At 43.1% G+C, this 15,833-nt stretch carries 14 protein-coding genes and 1 pseudogene; 9 read left to right on the top strand and 6 right to left on the bottom strand.

Annotated features, from left to right (window positions below; translation table 11 throughout):
- Positions 1 to 101 precede the first annotated feature (101 nt).
- From dnaG to rsmD, 4 genes are all read right to left on the bottom strand, one after another.
- On the bottom strand, positions 102 to 1,841 hold the full coding sequence (dnaG, locus tag CWC29_RS13815) for a DNA primase (protein WP_138523654.1): 1,740 nt from the start codon (positions 1,839 to 1,841) through the stop codon (positions 102 to 104).
- A gap of 177 nt (positions 1,842 to 2,018) precedes the next feature.
- Positions 2,019 to 2,465, bottom strand: a complete 447-nt coding sequence (locus CWC29_RS13810) for a GatB/YqeY domain-containing protein (RefSeq protein WP_138523652.1) — start codon at positions 2,463 to 2,465, stop codon at positions 2,019 to 2,021.
- A 20-nt stretch (positions 2,466 to 2,485) separates the two neighbouring features.
- Positions 2,486 to 2,701 (bottom strand): 30S ribosomal protein S21, encoded by a 216-nt coding sequence (gene rpsU / locus CWC29_RS13805; protein ID WP_010362466.1) that lies wholly within the window; start codon positions 2,699 to 2,701, stop codon positions 2,486 to 2,488.
- A gap of 186 nt (positions 2,702 to 2,887) precedes the next feature.
- The gene (gene rsmD / locus CWC29_RS13800; RefSeq protein WP_128727707.1) at positions 2,888 to 3,472 is read right to left on the bottom strand and encodes a 16S rRNA (guanine(966)-N(2))-methyltransferase RsmD; all 585 of its coding nucleotides are present in this window, start codon (positions 3,470 to 3,472) and stop codon (positions 2,888 to 2,890) included.
- Positions 3,473 to 3,788: 316 nt separating this feature from the next.
- Between rsmD and ftsY the strand changes: the two are divergent.
- The 7 genes and pseudogenes from ftsY to CWC29_RS13765 form a co-directional block, all read left to right on the top strand.
- A pseudogene (ftsY, locus tag CWC29_RS13795) lies at positions 3,789 to 5,006 on the top strand (signal recognition particle-docking protein FtsY); the annotation flags it as partial.
- 114 nt (positions 5,007 to 5,120) lie between these two features.
- The gene (gene ftsE / locus CWC29_RS13790; protein ID WP_017218471.1) at positions 5,121 to 5,798 is read left to right on the top strand and encodes a cell division ATP-binding protein FtsE; all 678 of its coding nucleotides are present in this window, start codon (positions 5,121 to 5,123) and stop codon (positions 5,796 to 5,798) included.
- Positions 5,795 to 6,781, top strand: coding sequence for a permease-like cell division protein FtsX (ftsX, locus tag CWC29_RS13785; protein WP_138524178.1), 987 nt, complete (start codon positions 5,795 to 5,797; stop codon positions 6,779 to 6,781). Before ftsE ends, ftsX begins: the two co-directional genes overlap by 4 nt.
- 298 nt (positions 6,782 to 7,079) lie before the next feature.
- The gene (rpoH, locus tag CWC29_RS13780) at positions 7,080 to 7,937 is read left to right on the top strand and encodes an RNA polymerase sigma factor RpoH (protein WP_138524180.1); all 858 of its coding nucleotides are present in this window, start codon (positions 7,080 to 7,082) and stop codon (positions 7,935 to 7,937) included.
- A 194-nt stretch (positions 7,938 to 8,131) separates the two neighbouring features.
- Positions 8,132 to 8,845 carry a 1-acylglycerol-3-phosphate O-acyltransferase gene (locus CWC29_RS13775; RefSeq protein WP_209319055.1) on the top strand — a complete coding sequence of 238 codons (714 nt, stop codon included), beginning with the start codon at positions 8,132 to 8,134 and terminating at the stop codon, positions 8,843 to 8,845.
- A complete protein-coding gene (gene rraB / locus CWC29_RS13770; protein ID WP_010374098.1) occupies positions 8,845 to 9,180 on the top strand; it encodes a ribonuclease E inhibitor RraB in 336 nt (111 codons plus the stop codon). The genes CWC29_RS13775 and rraB overlap by 1 nt, the downstream gene beginning before the upstream one ends.
- Before the next feature lie 225 nt (positions 9,181 to 9,405).
- Complete coding sequence (locus CWC29_RS13765; RefSeq protein WP_128727711.1) at positions 9,406 to 10,680, top strand: HD-GYP domain-containing protein; 1,275 nt, start codon at positions 9,406 to 9,408, stop codon at positions 10,678 to 10,680.
- Here CWC29_RS13765 and CWC29_RS13760 read toward each other — a convergent pair.
- Positions 10,677 to 10,994 (bottom strand): hypothetical protein, encoded by a 318-nt coding sequence (locus CWC29_RS13760; RefSeq protein ID WP_010374094.1) that lies wholly within the window; start codon positions 10,992 to 10,994, stop codon positions 10,677 to 10,679. The two genes, CWC29_RS13765 and CWC29_RS13760, sit on opposite strands and share 4 nt — an antisense overlap.
- A 373-nt stretch (positions 10,995 to 11,367) precedes the next feature.
- On the opposite strand from CWC29_RS13760, the gene CWC29_RS13755 reads away from it, so the two are divergent.
- Positions 11,368 to 12,627: an outer membrane protein transport protein gene (locus CWC29_RS13755; protein WP_138524182.1), complete on the top strand. Its 1,260-nt coding sequence runs from the start codon at positions 11,368 to 11,370 to the stop codon at positions 12,625 to 12,627.
- 61 nt (positions 12,628 to 12,688) lie between these two features.
- Here CWC29_RS13755 and mutS read toward each other — a convergent pair whose 3' ends face one another.
- Entirely contained in the window at positions 12,689 to 15,280 is a 2,592-nt protein-coding gene (gene mutS / locus CWC29_RS13750) for a DNA mismatch repair protein MutS (RefSeq protein ID WP_138524184.1), read from the bottom strand.
- Positions 15,281 to 15,304: 24 nt separating this feature from the next.
- Here mutS and CWC29_RS13745 point away from each other — a divergent pair, with 24 nt between their 5' ends.
- Positions 15,305 to 15,796 (top strand): CinA family protein, encoded by a 492-nt coding sequence (locus CWC29_RS13745; protein ID WP_128727714.1) that lies wholly within the window; start codon positions 15,305 to 15,307, stop codon positions 15,794 to 15,796.
- Positions 15,797 to 15,833: the final 37 nt, after the last annotated feature.

Below are 15,833 nucleotides of genomic sequence, written 5' to 3'. Positions count from 1 at the left end.
TGAAAAGTTGATACAACAGGCGCCAGCTATTTAACAGCTAAATTTTGATGACGCAGTGAATAGAACATTATAGCACCGAAAATTGCTATTGACTAGAACTTCTACTGTTTAAGCGCTTGGGTAAGGAGTGCGCATTCTAGCCGCTCATCATTTGTTAAGCCTTCGGTTTTCTCCTTTATTAATAGGGTCTCTAGGCGATAATTTAAACACTGATCTTCAATAAATTGAAAAGTATTTTTAAATTCGTCTTCTAGCCTATCTTCAGCAACGCCATGTTGCCATACCGCAAGCTTTTTCAAGGCATCGAATTCAGCCTGGTCGCGATAGTGTTCAAGTAACTGCGCTGTGTTTATTTGTGGGTTATCACTACATAACATTTGTAAGCTCAGCAGTAGTTGAATACCTGGGATTGCCATTTCACCTAGCTCTGGCATGTACTCAACCGTTTGCGCAAGCTGTGGATGTTGGAGCAGTAAGCCAATCGCTCGACGCATCGGAGTCACTTTAAATTGGCGCTCAATTTTATTCTGCTGTTTGTTACTTGCTAATTTAGCACTAAGCTGCTCACGAGTACGACCAATTAACCTCGCTAAGGTAGTTAACAAACTCTCTTGGTAGTAGTCACTGGGTATTTTGCTGAGCAGTGGAATGGCATCGGTAAGCAGCTTGGATTTGCCTGCATCATTTGTAAGGTCGCATTGCTCACGTAATTTGGTAAACAATACTTGCGTATAATCGCTTGCCGTTTCCAGTCGTGCTTCAAAGGCGTCTTTGCCTTCTTGCTGCACTAATGAGTCCGGGTCTTCACCATCAGGCAAAAATACAAACTGTAGTGACTTACCGTCTTTCAAGTTAGGTAGGGCATGGTCAAGCGCACGCCAAGCAGCATCGCGGCCAGCTCTGTCACCGTCGTAGCAGCAGATCACTCTGTCGGTATTACGAAACAAAGTTTGCATGTGTTCAGCGGTGGTTGCAGTGCCTAATGCGGCAACGGCGTAATCAATGCCTTTTTCTGCTAGGGCAACGACGTCCATATAGCCTTCCACAATCAACACCTTATCTAATTGCTTGTGTGCTTGCTTGGCTTCATAAAAACCATAAAGCTCGAAACTTTTATGGAAAATGCGTGTTTCAGGCGAGTTTAGATATTTAGGGCCTTGATCTGCACCCATTATCCTTCCGCCAAATGCGATGACACGACCACGTTTGTCACGAATAGGGAACATCAAGCGATCGCGGAAGAAGTCAAATTGGCGGCCAGCTGACTTTTCTGATGCTAATTTCAAATCAAGCAGCTGTTGTTTATGCTCAGGCTTGCGGGCTATTTGATTACACAATGATTCCCACTCAGGAGGTGCATAACCAATCATAAACTTTTGTACAGTTTCACCACTCAAGCCGCGCCCTTTCACGTAGTCAATTACTTGAGTGGCATTGCTATGGTGCTTTAACTGATGCTGATAAAACTTAGCCGCTTGGAGCATTAAGTCATAGTCAGACTTTTTTTCTTCCATTGAACGCTGCGGCCCTTGCGGGGCATTTTCGCGTGGTACTTCTAAGTTTAATAGGGCGGCTAATTCTTCAATAGCATCGACAAATTCAAGCTTGTCGTATTCCATTAAGAAGGAGATTGCGTTGCCATTGGCACCACAGCCGAAGCAATGATAAAACTGTTTATCACGTGACACGGTAAATGAAGGCGTTTTTTCATTGTGAAATGGACAGCAGGCTTGATAGTCTTTTCCTGCCTTTTTTAATCCCACACGACCGTCTATGAGCTCGACAATATCCGCTCTTGCGAGCAAGTCATCAATAAACTGTCTAGGGATTTTGCCTTTCATTTAAGTTCCGAAGTTGTATTAGTGAGTGAGCGCATTATATCAAGTAGCAACGAGAAAAAATCAACTTAATTCAATTAAGGTATCTTATTAGCGCTGCATTGATACGCATGACGCCTAAAACGAAGAAACCGAGCACTAGGCTCGGTTCACTTATCAATCATACAATTGTATGTGGGCTTAAGCGGTAAGTCTTTGCTTAATTAAACCAGAGACTTTACCCATATCAGCACGACCTTCAGCTTCAGCTTTAATCGCACCCATTACTTTACCCATGTCTTGCATGCCTGACGCACCAGTTTGTGCAATCACGGCATCAATTAGCTCGACAATTTCATCTTCGCTAAGTGGCTTAGGAAGGAATGTCTCAAGTACGCTAATTTCGTTAGCTTCGATATCAGCTAAGTCTTCACGCCCTGCATCTTTATACTGGGTATAAGAATCGCGACGTTGCTTAACCAACTTAACTAAAACCGCAGTAATGCCTGCGTCGTCTAGTGTAGTTTGGTTGTCGATTTCTCGCTGTTTAATTTCAGCAAGTACCGCACGAATCGCGCCAAGACGAAGTTTATCTTTGGCTTTCATCGCTTCTTTTTGTGCGTCTTTTAGCGTAACTAATAAGCTCATTGATACAAGACCAATACTGATTAGTATAATTTAACGCGACGTGCGTTTTCGCGAGAAAGCTTCTTCATGTGACGCTTAACCGCTGCAGCTTTTTTGCGCTTACGCTCAGCAGTTGGCTTCTCGTAGTGCTCGCGACGACGAACTTCAGAAAGGATACCTGCTTTTTCACATGAACGTTTGAAACGACGTAGTGCAACGTCAAACGGCTCGTTTTCTCTTACTTTAATTACTGGCATTAAAAATTCACCTACCTAATTAATGAGCTTAGCTCTATCTGGCTAAAAACTAGCCAATTGGTTCAAAAATGGTGCGGTATTGTAATCTGAAGCAAGACCGCATGTAAAGCTTAAATTATAGCTAAAAACACCAGCCCTGTCATGTCATACGCTAGCGGCTGTTTTTTCATTCTTTATGGGGGAATTTCAGCGCTGATAAAGGCGGCAGATCACTTGTCCTGCATGCTTTTCTTTAATCAAGTGCCAATTTTCTGGTGTTTCAGGTTGTGCCTCTTGTTCAAATTCAACGTAGATGAGCGCGTCTTCGCTGAGCCAAGACTGCGATTCAAGTAAGGCGCAGCAAGGAGTGACAAGCCCTTTGCGAAAGGGGGGGTCAATAAAAACCAAGTTATATTGCTGTTGCTTAGGGTTATTTGCCAGCATGGTTAATGCGTTGGTATTAATGATTTCAACGTTATCCAGCTTAAGTAAGGTTGCATTATTGCTAAGCTGCGTCGCTGCGGTTTTATCCAGTTCGATAAAGGTTCCGCTTGCTGCAAAGCGTGAAATAGCCTCAAATCCTAGACTGCCAGCACCGGCAAAGCAATCGAGTACTTTTGCGTCTCTTACATCCTGCATGAGCCAATTAAAAACGGTTTCTTTCATTCTATCCGTTGTTGGTCTTAATCCCACAACATCATGAACAGGTAACTTGCGACCTTTATGCTTGCCACTGATCAGGCGAATGAATCCAGACTGTTTGGTATTTGATTTAGGCTTAGATTTTCTCATAGCGACGTAATTTGCTTCTTTATTAAAGGTTCTTGGTGTCAGGATTTTTCATCCTTACGGAACATGGTACACTTGCACGCAATTTTGTCTAAGCACTAAGGTTGCCATCCTCGGCTTGCCTTTCGAGCCCAAAATTAAGTGTGATATCAATCCAAGTAAAAGCGATAAGCTGATGCGGATTGGCGTTTTCGAGTATGGTAGCAAGATCATCAACATTTTGCTTTGGGTTTATGCAATTTATCTAACACGGTCATAAGTGAATATGGGAAAGAAAAACAAATTTTTATCTTGGTTGGGCTTTGGTAAATCCGATAAAGAGCAGCAAGAAGCTGAGCGCCAAGAACAGTTAGCAAAAGAACAAGCAGAGCGTGAAGAGGCAGAGCGTCAGGCACAATTAGCAAAAGAACAAGCTGAGCGTGAAGAAGCAGAACGTCAGGCACAATTAGCTAAAGAACAAGCTGAGCGTGAAGAAGCAGAACGTCAGGCACAATTAGCGAAAGAACAAGCCGAGCGCGAGGAAGCAGAACATCAAGCGCAAGAAGCGAAAGAACAAGCTGAACGTGAAGAGGCAGAGCGTCAGGCACAATTAGCTAAAGAACAAGAGAAGCCGAAAAAAGAAGGTTTCTTTTCTCGCCTTAAAAAAGGCCTTTTGAAAACCAAAGCCAATATCGGCTCGGGCTTTGCTTCGGTATTCAAAGGCAAGAAAATCGATGATGAATTGTTCGAAGATCTAGAAACACAATTGCTAACGGCTGATATTGGTGTTGAAACCACGATGAAGCTGATAGATAACCTGACTGATGCTGCTGATAGAAAGCAGTTAAAAGACGGTGAAGCTTTATATGATCTAATGAAAAAAGAAATGTCAGAGATCTTAAAAACGGCAGAGCAGCCGCTTGAGATCCCTGCCGATAAAAAACCTTTTGTTATCTTAATGGTTGGCGTAAATGGTGTTGGTAAAACGACGACAATCGGTAAGCTTGCCAAACAGTTTCAAAGTGAAGGTAAATCCGTCATGTTGGCGGCTGGCGATACTTTCCGCGCGGCTGCGGTAGAGCAGTTGCAGGTATGGGGTGAAAGAAACAGTATCCCTGTTGTGGCCCAGCACACAGGTGCTGATTCTGCGTCGGTGGTATTTGATGCTTTCCAAGCCGCTAAAGCGAGAAATATTGATGTATTAATAGCGGATACAGCGGGTCGATTACAAAATAAAGATAACCTAATGCAAGAGCTTGAGAAGATAGCTCGAGTAATGAAAAAATTAGACCCAGACGCGCCACATGAAGTGATGTTGACGATTGATGCCGGAACTGGTCAGAATGCGATTAGTCAGGTAAAACTGTTTAATCAAGCGGTTGGCTTAACTGGTATCACGTTAACTAAGCTTGATGGTACAGCCAAAGGTGGGGTTATCTTTGCTGTGGCGGATCAGTTTAAGGTGCCAATTCGATATATAGGTGTAGGTGAAGGCATTGACGACTTACGCACCTTTAAGAGTGATGATTTTATCGAGGCTTTGTTCAGTCAAGAATAAATAGAGACATCAGTTGCAATAAAGCGGGCAAATTTGCCCGCTTTATTCGATTGCTGAATTGCTACAATGCCACGGGCTGAGCGTCATGGTTAAAAATAAGTATAAGAGGCCAACATGATTAAATTTGAGCAAGTGAGCAAAACTTATCCTGGTGGGCACAAAGCGCTGGAAAAAGTTAGCTTTGAACTTGCAAATGGAGAACTCGCATTTTTAACTGGCCACAGTGGCGCAGGTAAAAGTACATTATTAAAGTTGGTTAGCGTGATGGAAAGGCCATCAGCAGGCCGTGTCTACATTAATGGTGTTGACCTCAATACGGTATCCAACCGGCAAGTTCCTTTTGTTCGCCGAGATATTGGGATTATTTTTCAAAACCACCGCCTACTTGAACGTTACAGTGTATTTGATAACGTCGCACTACCTTTAGTTATTGAAGGTACTCACCATAAACAGATCACCAAAAGAGTACATGCTGCTTTGGACAAGGTGGGTTTGCTTGATAAAGCAAAGTGTCACCCGAGTGTGTTATCTGGAGGTGAACAGCAACGTGTTGGCATAGCAAGAGCGATTGTTAACTCGCCGCCTTTGCTGCTTGCAGACGAACCTACAGGAAACTTAGACCCTGAACTATCGATGGAAATTCTGAACCTATTTGAAGAATTTAATCGCCGTGGTACATCTGTTCTTATCGCTACCCATGATTTAGGGTTAATAGCACGCATGAAATACCGTAGCTTCACACTGAATCAAGGACGTATGCTACAAGATCCGCTAGCGGAGGACACGCTATGAGTTTGTTGTTTAAAGGAAGAGGAAATCAGGCTGAACAGAGTAAAAAGTCGATATTTCATCATTTTTACTTTTTTTGTTTGATGATTATTCGTCAAGGTGTACAGAGCCTTGGGGAAATGTGGCGGACGCCAATGGCCTCTTTAATGACTATTCTAGTTTTGGGGCTCAGCCTGACATTGCCAGCGACGCTTTATGTGGTAGTGAAAAATGTCCAGCAGGTAAGTAGCGGGTTTAAAGAAGCATCTGAAATATCATTATTTGTTAAAGATGAAATGACAGAGTCACAGACACAAACTTTGGTGAAGCGACTTGCACTCTATCCAGAAATAGAAAAAGTAGTACTGATAAGTAAAAGTCAAGCTCTGGATGAATTTAAGTCAATGTCTGGCTTTGGTCAGGCGCTTAACTATTTAGAAGAAAACCCCTTGCCTAATGTTGTGTTGGTAACACCTGTTAGTCGTTTTAGAAAACCACAAGCCGCAACTGAGCTTCTTACTAAACTTGAAAAAGAGCGTGAGGTTGAGTTTGGTAAGCTGGATATTGAATGGCTAGAGCGCCTTAATGCACTACTGGGGTTACTAAAAGAAAGTGTGATCACCGTGGGGTTTCTATTGCTTAGCGCTGTTATCTTGATTATTGGAAATACCATACGCTTATCCATCATGGACAAGAAAGAAGAAATTCAAGTGCTAAAACTGGTGGGAGCGACCAATGCTTTTATTCAGGCTCCGTTTCTTTGGACTGGTGTATGGTATGGCATAGTTGGTGGTTTGGTTGCCTTTATCTGCGTTGCCCTTATGTTGTGGTGGTTGGAATCAGCTGTCTCTACGGTTGTTGGGGTATATCAAAGCAACTTTGTGCTTCAAGGGATGGCAGGGAATGAACTTTTAGTGCTACTTGGCACCGCGATTACTTTAGGGTTTGTAGGCTCTTTTCTTTCTGTACACCGTTATATAAAAGAGATTGAACCTGAAAAGGTGTGATTTAACGTTACAACTACCAATCGACTGCTAAAGTTTAGCAGTCGATTGCCAATTGCTATCAGATTTTAGCACTCAAACAATCAGAACTAATTAAATTTAGCACTGTCATAAAAAAATAATATCGTAAAAAGAAGCCAAGTTAATTCAATATTTTTATTGTTATTCAATAGGTTATATTTTGTTTTTGAAGTTCTTCTAAAAAGGTTGATTTTAAAAATCAGATAAAGTAGATTGCATTTAGCACTCTAGATGTTAGAGTGCTAAATATACACGAAACGGTTTATCACTGAGGTGAAACATGACTAAAGATTTATACGCATTAGCACTAACTGGGCAGCAAAGCGCAAGTGTTGAAGGTTACCTTCAATCTGTAAGCACAATACCTATGCTTGGCGCTGAGGAAGAGAAAAAACTTGCGACACGTCTTCAGGAAGAAGGGGATCTTAACGCGGCTAAGCAACTCATTATGTCTCATTTGAGATTTGTTGCTCACATCGCAAAAAGTTATTCGGGCTATGGCCTACCTCAGGCTGATTTAATCCAAGAAGGTAACATTGGGTTGATGAAAGCAGTAAAGCGTTTTGACCCAAGTGTGGGTGTGCGTCTTGTTTCTTTTGCAGTACATTGGATTAAAGCGGAAATCCATGAATATGTGTTAAAGAACTGGCGTATTGTGAAAGTTGCGACGACAAAAGCGCAGCGTAAATTATTCTTCAATCTGCGCAAAAATAAAAAGCGCTTAGGTTGGTTTAACCAAGACGAAGTGACAACAGTTGCAAACGAGCTTGGTGTAAGTGAGAAAGAAGTTCGCGAGATGGAATCTCGTATGGCAGGCCAAGATATGGGCTTTGACCTATCTGCTGATGATGACGAAAGTCAAGCAGGTAACTTCTCTCCAGTACAGTATTTAACAGACACAAGTAGCGACCTTGCCGAAGAAGTCGAGCAAGAGCAGTGGCAAGAGCAGTCACATAATCGTTTATTTGCAGCGTTGAAAACGCTTGATGAGCGCTCTCAAGATATCGTAAGCGCACGCTGGCTTGCCGACGAAAAAGCAACGCTACAAGATCTTGCTGAGAAATATAGCGTGTCGGCAGAGCGTGTACGTCAGCTAGAAAAATCAGCGATGAAAAAGTTGCAAAACGCAATGAACTAAATTTTGCAAAAATGATAAATCGTGTGTCAAATGCCGCTACTTAGCGGCATTTTTATTTTCTATAAACAGATCAGTATCTTAACCATCATACCCAGAGATTCCTCTGGCAGCCTCTAAACTATCATCATTTTGAGCTTACAAGTGTTCGCTTATTTTACTATAATGCGCAAGATTTTAATTCTGGAGTGGTTAAATTGATTGCCATTATACGAATTCTCTTATTAGCAGTGTTTATCATTGTTAGTGGTATTTGTGGATTGTTATTGTGCATTGTGCGTCCTTTTCACGCCAATAATGTGCACACGATAGCCAGATGGTATGGCTATATGTCAAAGTTGATAGGTGTTGAGTTGGTGATCACGCAGCATGAAAATGCTAAACATGTTGTTCCCGCGATGTATGTTGCAAATCACCAAAATAATTATGATCTCTTTACGCTGCCGGCCGTGGTGCCAAAAAACACTGTTAGCATGGGGAAAAAAAGCTTAAAGTGGATCCCGTTTTTTGGGCAAATGTATTGGCTATCTGGCAACATTTTGATTGATAGAGCTAATCGTTCTAAAGCCTTAGGAACACTGACCAAATCAGCAAAAAAAATCACCGAGTCAAAACTATCAGTTTGGATGTTCCCTGAAGGAACCAGAAGCTATGGTCGCGGTTTGTTGCCCTTTAAAACCGGGGCATTTCACACTGCGATGAGCGCCAACGTGCCTATCATCCCAGTGTGTATGAGTTCAACTCATGAGCAGATAAAACTCAATCGTTGGAATAATGGTAAGGTCTATATTGACATGCTAGAGCCAGAATATTTAGACCCAGAAGTGCCAGCGAGGGATCACGCTGCTCAGATCCATGCTAAAATGGCTCAAAGAATAGCTGAACTAGATGCAAAAGCGAGATTAAAATAATGGAAAACTGGCGTGAGATAAGTGAAGACATCGTTTCTTCATTGCTAGAAGACGGTTCAAACCCTGAAACGCTTTATGAAGTAGAACATCACTTTGTAAGTGAGGACTTTGACAAGCTGGAAGCAGCAGCATTAGCAGCATTTAAATTGGGCTATGATGTTGAAGAACCAGCAGAGCTTGAGCTCGAAGACGGCGGCAAAATTTGGGGCTTTGATGTTGTTGTAGAAGCCGAACTGGATACCGACGTCATCATGGAAGACGTAGACAAGTTAGAAAAGGTTGCATTAGACGCTGGCGTTGAATACGACGGTTGGGGAACTTATTTCCAAGAATAGCAACTATATAAAACCCAGCATGTATACGGTGTTGGGTTTCCCTCCGGCAATGCTTCACAAATACCTCAAAATAGATCACTTAATTAAGCAAATTGATATCTCCTGAGGTTTTTGAAAGGTTGTAATTTCACCATACCTTTGTGTGAATTTAATCTGAATAGATGGTGTTTCACCTCATTCAATGGTATTAATATTCATTGGCTAATTACGTAGTGTAAGCGATTCATGCAGATTGTCCTTCCCATTGAAGATCTTAGACCTGGAATGTTTGTGGATAATGTTCACAAACATAAGTCTGACGCGGGTATTAAGATTAAATCTCGGGGAATGGTTAGAGATGAAGCTATCATTCAAAGGCTGATTGATAAAGGGGTGTTAGAGCTCACCATAGACTTTACGCAGAGTGATATTCCTGTACCACAGAAATATCAGCAACCAGCAGAGCCTGTCACTGAAGCGCCACAAGCCCCTGAAGAACCTGCCGCGAAAAATGGCATGGATGGTAGTCTCTCCACCGCTCGCAGCAAGCCAAAACCCAAAGCTAAAACGGTGAGTAAAGAACAAACTTTGCAGCAAGAATTCGCGGTTGCGATGCAAAAGTTTGAAAAAAATAATCGGCAGATCCAAAGCCTCTATGGAGATGTAACATCGGGTTTGAAGGTCGATATGAGCCTCATCAATGAGGTAAGTAAAGACATCGTCGATTCGGTATTGCGTAATTCAAATGCGATGGCGATTTTAACTCGGATCAAAGACAAAGATGCCTACAATTGGCGTCATATGACTAACTGCGCAATTCTGATCACTGTATTTGCTAAGCACCTCGGTTTGCAACAACACATTATTGAACAGTTAGCCACGGGGGCGATGTTGCATGACATTGGTCACGCTAAGCTACCGCAGGGGCTGATCAATAAGCCGGGTAATTTTACCGATCTTGAGTATCGTGCGGTCAAAAAACATGTGGCGCAGTCGTTGGGGTTGAGCAAAGGTGAGTCTGGGATCACGCCTATTATGCTGGACATGATCATCAACCATCATGAACGCTTAGATGGTACAGGCTATCCCAGAGGAATTAAAGACGACGCACTCAGCACCGCGGCAAGAATGATGGCGATTGTAGATGTATACGACGCCATAACTTCAGATCAGCACCACAAAGAGGCTGATGAACCAATCAATGCTTTACGTTTTTTATTGTCGAGTAAAAAGCAATTTGACCCTATTTTAGTGCAACGATTTATTAAGTGTATGGGGGTTCACCCCGTAGGAACTATTGTTAAACTGACCAACGAGCGATTAGGGTTGGTACTCGAAGGCAATAAACATGCACCCACCGCGCCTCTTGTACGTGTGTTTTACAATACCAAACATCTCCACCATGTTACGGCAAAAGATTTGGATTTAAGCGAGTCAGATATAAAAGTGATCGCAAGTGTCAGGCCGCTTGATTATCAAATTAACCTCTCACGACTGCTAAGAGATCAATTATTGATTTAAGGTTTGGATTGCGCGACAGGGAAGAAAGCGTTTTTACAGCGCCTTTTGAGGTTTTGCCACCTAGCAGAGAGCATCGCGCCAGTCATACAGCTTGCCATCATTAATATCCACAGCAATGTTCCCTTTTCCGAATGTAACGCCGCACAGCTTAACAGCAGTGATAGCAGCGCTGCGACAATAGCACCTAACCAGTATTGACTGACTGGGTTATCACACTCTCCTGCGTGGCGACAGGCACAGTAGTTTGCTTTACACAGGCAATATACGCTGAGACCGCAAAATACCAATGCGCAAACGATTAATGCTATCGACATGTTGTTCTCCTTGGCACGATTAGCACACAGAATGATTCATACTCAGATTGAAGAGTGTATATAAGGGGTGAAGGTACGTCAATGATATTGGTAATTATTATCATTTGATAATTTATCTCATCCGATGAGTTTATAAAGTGCGTAATTTGTTCGTTATATGTTCACTTAATCAACGAAAAGTCGCAAAAAAGGAGATTTCTACTCCACTTTTAGGTAGGGTGTCATGAATTTATTATTCTGCCAATTTGGTGGGTGTGTGGCATAGCTGGATATTGGCTAGGTGAGCAAGGTCAAAGTGAGGCTACGCAGTGTTACTCGAATTGGTTTTTTTAACCATTACTCAGGAAATGGTTAGTTCACAGGGGATTAGAGTATGAACAAAGTATTATTAGGTCTTATCGCATCAGGTGCGATTTTATCGTCATCACAAGCACTAGCTGCCGCCTTTCAACTTGCGGAACAAAACGTATCTGGCCTTGGTCGTGCTTATGCGGGTGAAGCATCTGCAGCCGACGATGCGTCAGTGGTTGCACGTAACCCAGCATTGATGGGTCAGCTACCGGGCACGCAACTATCAGTAGCAGCTATGTATGTTCAACCGGACGTAAGCCTGACGGGAACAGGTACTAGCAATGGTATCCCTGCTTCAGCGTTAAATGACAACAGCATCGCACCAAGTGCTATTATTCCTGCTATTTATGCGACACACAAATATAATGACCAATGGTCGATTGGTGCTGGTATCTATTCACAGTTTGGTCTATCTACAGAGTTCGATGAGGATTATGTGGCAGGCCAAATTGCGGGTGAAACTGAAATCGTCACAGTTAATGCTGGTATCTCCGCATCATACCAAGTGGATGAGCAGTGGAGTGTTGCTCTAGGTATTAACCATGTTTATGCCGATGCAAAAATCATCCGTAATTTGGGTGCTAACAACTTAGGTCAGCTGGCTAGCCTTGAAGCTGTTCACCTTGAAGGTGATGATACTGGCTTTGGTTGGAATGTGGGTGTAGCTTATCAAATTGATGAAAACAATCGCCTTGGTTTCCATTATCGCAGCGAAACGGACATTACTTTTGATGGCCACTTCCGTAGTGCTTTGCCTCCGGAAATAGGTGGTACTGGCAACGAATCTGTTCCTGGATATGTAGATATAACACTACCCGCAATAGCTGAAATTTCCGGTTCACATAAGTTAAACTCAGCAACCTCTGTTCACTACAGCGTATTATGGACAGGCTGGAGCAGCTTTGATGAGCTTGAGGCGATTATCGGTACTTCGCAGTCGGCATTCACTAAAGAAGAAAACTTTTCAAACTCTTTGCGTTTCTCTGTAGGTGCTGACTATCAGTTAAATGAGTCTGTTAAGTTGCGTGCTGGCATGGCGTATGATGAATCGCCAGCGGATGAAAACCACCTGTCTATTTCAATCCCAGACACAGACCGTACATGGTACTCTTTTGGTGCTGAGTACACTTTACCAAATCAAGCAACACTTGATTTTGGTATCAGCTTGTTAAGAGGTAAGACTCAAAACTTTGTTGAGACTGACAAAGCGCAAAGCAAGTGGGGTTTCCGTTCTAAAGGCCATGCGATGATCTTTGGTCTTCAGTATAACCACAAGTTCTAATTGTGAGAGAACATTAAAAAAGCGGCTTTTAGCCGCTTTTTACTTTCCATAGCATAACTTTCTAAAGCATAGATTTAAGTTGATATAGCAAAGCATGAGCTTGCTTTGGTGTCATATCATCGGGATCCATATCTGCAAGTAGTGCTTCAACCTCAGAAGGCTCATTGGCAAGCATTAAGCTCTGTTGTAGAGGCGCAGCTACATGAGTAGGCTTATCGCCAATAACACTCTGATGTTGCTCTAACAAAGCGAGTTTCTGTTTCGCCAACTTAATCACGGCTTTTGGCACGCCAGCAAGACTTGCTACCTGTAAACCAAAACTCTTACTTGCAGCCCCTTCCATCACGGTATGTTTGAAGGCAATGGTATCGTTATGTTCAACGGCATCCAAATGCACATTAACAAGGCCTGCTTGTTGCTCAGCCAATTCGGTTAACTCAAAATAATGAGTAGCAAATAGTGTTTTTGCTGCAATTTTGCTGGCGAGATAATCCGCTGTTGCATAAGCAAGTGATAAACCGTCATAGGTGCTTGTACCACGGCCAATTTCGTCCATCAGCACCAATGATTGGGCGGTTGCATTGTTTAAAATGGTTGCAGTTTCGGTCATTTCAACCATAAAGGTTGAGCGCCCAGAGGCAAGGTCGTCACTGGCACCAATACGAGTAAAAATACGATCGACAATTCCGATGGTGGCTGCGCTTGCCGGCACATAGCTGCCAATATGCGCCATCAACACAATTAACGCGGTTTGGCGCATATAGGTCGATTTACCACCCATATTTGGCCCTGTAATAATGAGCATTTTCCGTTCATCGTTGAGTTTTACTGGGTTGGCAATGAATGGCTCTTTACTTACTTGTTCTACGACTGGATGGCGACCATCCACTAAATCAATTTCGGTGCCCTCGGTAAGCGTGGGCTTGCAATAGTCTAGTGTCTGAGCACGTTCGGCTAAGGTGTTTAATACGTCTAAATCCGCAAGCGCCGCTGCCATGACTTGCAATTGTTCAATATAAGGAGCGATGAGTTCAAAGAGCTCTTCATACAGGCGCTTTTCAAGTGCTAGCGCCTTCGATTGGCTACCAAGCACTTTATCCTCATGCTCTTTTAGCTCAGGAATAATATAGCGCTCGTTATTTTTCAGTGTTTGTCTGCGAATGTATTCTGCAGGCACTAAGTGCGAATTGGCGCGGCTGATCTCAATATAAAATCCGTGAACGCGATTATACCCAATTTTTAATGTTGAGATCCCTGTGCGCTCGCGCTCTCTTTCTTCAAGTTTTTCTAATACGTCTGTGGCACCTGCGCTTAATGCACGCAGCTCGTCAAGCTCTGCATTGTAGCCCTGTGCTATTACTCCACCATCACGAATGAGAACAGGGGGATTGTCGATAACCGCTCGTTCTAACAAATCTTGTAACTTAGGTAATGCCGGTGAGTGGCTAATGATAGACTGAAGTCTCGCATCCGTCGCGTCTTGTAAAATATCATGCAATGGCGGTAACGCTTGTAATGCACTTCTTAAACGCGTTAGATCACGCGGACGAGCGGTAAACAAGGCTAACCGTGCTACGACTCGTTCAATATCGCCAATGTGTTTTAGTGCATCGTAAACTTCCATGCATAGTTGTTGTTCGATAAGGCTTGCAATCGCATTGAGGCGAGCATTGAGCTCTTTGCGTTCGCGCACGGGCGTATGAATACGGCGTTTTAGTAAGCGCGAACCCATGGCCGTTGAAGACTTATCTAAAATCTGCGCTAAGGTGTTTTCAACACCACCAGAGAGATTCAGTGTTAGCTCTAAGTTTTTGCGCGTCGCGGCATCTAAGATCACCGCGTGCTCATTCTTTTCGAGCGTGATCGCACGAATATGAGGTAATGCCGTGCGCTGCGTGTCTTTTACGTATTGCATGACACAACCTGCAGCGATTAAACCCATATTGGCATTGTCGACACCAAAACCGACTAAATCGCGGGTTTCAAACTGTTGACAGAGTAAATGCTTTGCTGTGTCTAAATCGAACTCCCAATCCGGGCGGCGGCGACTGCCTTTAATACTTTCTAGCACTAAAAGGTTCTGAAATGACTCTGGATATAACAATTCAGCGGGCTGCAAGCGCTGTAGCGTAGAATTAAGTGCTTCGTCAGTCTGTAGCTCGACGATATTAAATCGGCCCGAGTTAATATCAAGATAGGCAACACCATAACCTAAGTTTTTTGGATGTTGGTAGACCGCCGCAAGTAAATTATCTTGGCGTTCTTGCAATAGTGCTTCGTCGGTGACGGTACCTGGAGTAACAATACGCACAACTTTACGTTCTACAGGCCCTTTACTGGTCGCAGGGTCGCCAACTTGCTCACAAATAGCAACAGATTCACCTAGTTGTACCAAGCGAGCTAAGTAGTTTTCAACTGCATGATAGGGAACACCCGCCATTGGAATTGGATTGCCACCGGCTTTGCCGCGATAGGTTTGAGAAATATCGAGAAGCTGCGCCGCTCTGATGGCATCGTCAAAGAAGAGTTCATAAAAGTCGCCCATGCGATAGAACAGCAAGATTTCTTGATGCTGCGCTTTAATTCGCAGGTATTGCTGCATCATTGGGGTTTGTTGGTTTATAGTGTGTTCTGAATATAGATCTGACGACATTATTGATACCTAAAAGGTTTTCCTATGGAGCACTACAAAGAGATAGCCGAATATGCGGCACAATTGGGCGCTATTCTAACGAATAACGGCGTAACAATCACTACCGCAGAGTCATGTACAGGTGGTGGGGTGAGTTATGCGTTAACAGATACGCCGGGGAGCTCTGCTTATATCGAACGTTGTTTTGTAACATATAGTAATCAAGCTAAGCACGAATTATTGGGGGTATCACAACAAACCCTAACACAATTTGGTGCAGTGAGTGAACAAACGGTTGTGGAGATGGCAAAAGGCGCTCAGCAGGCAGCCAAGGCTGAAGTTGCCATTGCTGTGTCCGGTATCGCAGGACCAACAGGGGGCAGTGTTGATAAGCCCGTAGGTACTGTATGGTTTGCTATTGCAAATAGTGAAAAAGTTCAGGCATTTCACCAAGTATTTTCTGGAAATAGGGCCGAAGTAAGAGTTCAAGCTATTGAATTTGCATTAAAAAATACTATAGCAATGGTAAAATCATAAAATTCCACTTGATACTGTGATTTCATACAGTATACTA

The organism is Pseudoalteromonas galatheae (assembly GCF_005886105.2).
Taxonomy (GTDB): domain Bacteria; phylum Pseudomonadota; class Gammaproteobacteria; order Enterobacterales; family Alteromonadaceae; genus Pseudoalteromonas; species Pseudoalteromonas galatheae.
The sequence above is the reverse complement of the archived record's forward strand: the minus strand, read 5'-3'. Positions and strand labels throughout refer to the sequence as shown.

Bases quoted from the DNA above. Each gene is read 5' to 3' on its own strand.
- rsmD (WP_128727707.1), bottom strand. From the start codon at position 3,472: ATGAGAAAATCTAAGCCTAAATCAAATACCAAACAGTCTGGATTCATT.
- rraB (WP_010374098.1), top strand. From the start codon at position 8,845: ATGGAAAACTGGCGTGAGATAAGTGAAGACATCGTTTCTTCATTGCTA.
- ftsE (WP_017218471.1), top strand. From the start codon at position 5,121: ATGATTAAATTTGAGCAAGTGAGCAAAACTTATCCTGGTGGGCACAAA.
- rpsU (WP_010362466.1), bottom strand. From the start codon at position 2,701: ATGCCAGTAATTAAAGTAAGAGAAAACGAGCCGTTTGACGTTGCACTA.
- CWC29_RS13765 (WP_128727711.1), top strand. From the start codon at position 9,406: ATGCAGATTGTCCTTCCCATTGAAGATCTTAGACCTGGAATGTTTGTG.
- mutS (WP_138524184.1), bottom strand. From the start codon at position 15,280: ATGTCGTCAGATCTATATTCAGAACACACTATAAACCAACAAACCCCA.
- ftsX (WP_138524178.1), top strand. From the start codon at position 5,795: ATGAGTTTGTTGTTTAAAGGAAGAGGAAATCAGGCTGAACAGAGTAAA.
- CWC29_RS13755 (WP_138524182.1), top strand. From the start codon at position 11,368: ATGAACAAAGTATTATTAGGTCTTATCGCATCAGGTGCGATTTTATCG.
- CWC29_RS13760 (WP_010374094.1), bottom strand. From the start codon at position 10,994: ATGTCGATAGCATTAATCGTTTGCGCATTGGTATTTTGCGGTCTCAGC.
- CWC29_RS13810 (WP_138523652.1), bottom strand. From the start codon at position 2,465: ATGAGCTTATTAGTTACGCTAAAAGACGCACAAAAAGAAGCGATGAAA.
- dnaG (WP_138523654.1), bottom strand. From the start codon at position 1,841: ATGAAAGGCAAAATCCCTAGACAGTTTATTGATGACTTGCTCGCAAGA.
- rpoH (WP_138524180.1), top strand. From the start codon at position 7,080: ATGACTAAAGATTTATACGCATTAGCACTAACTGGGCAGCAAAGCGCA.
- CWC29_RS13745 (WP_128727714.1), top strand. From the start codon at position 15,305: ATGGAGCACTACAAAGAGATAGCCGAATATGCGGCACAATTGGGCGCT.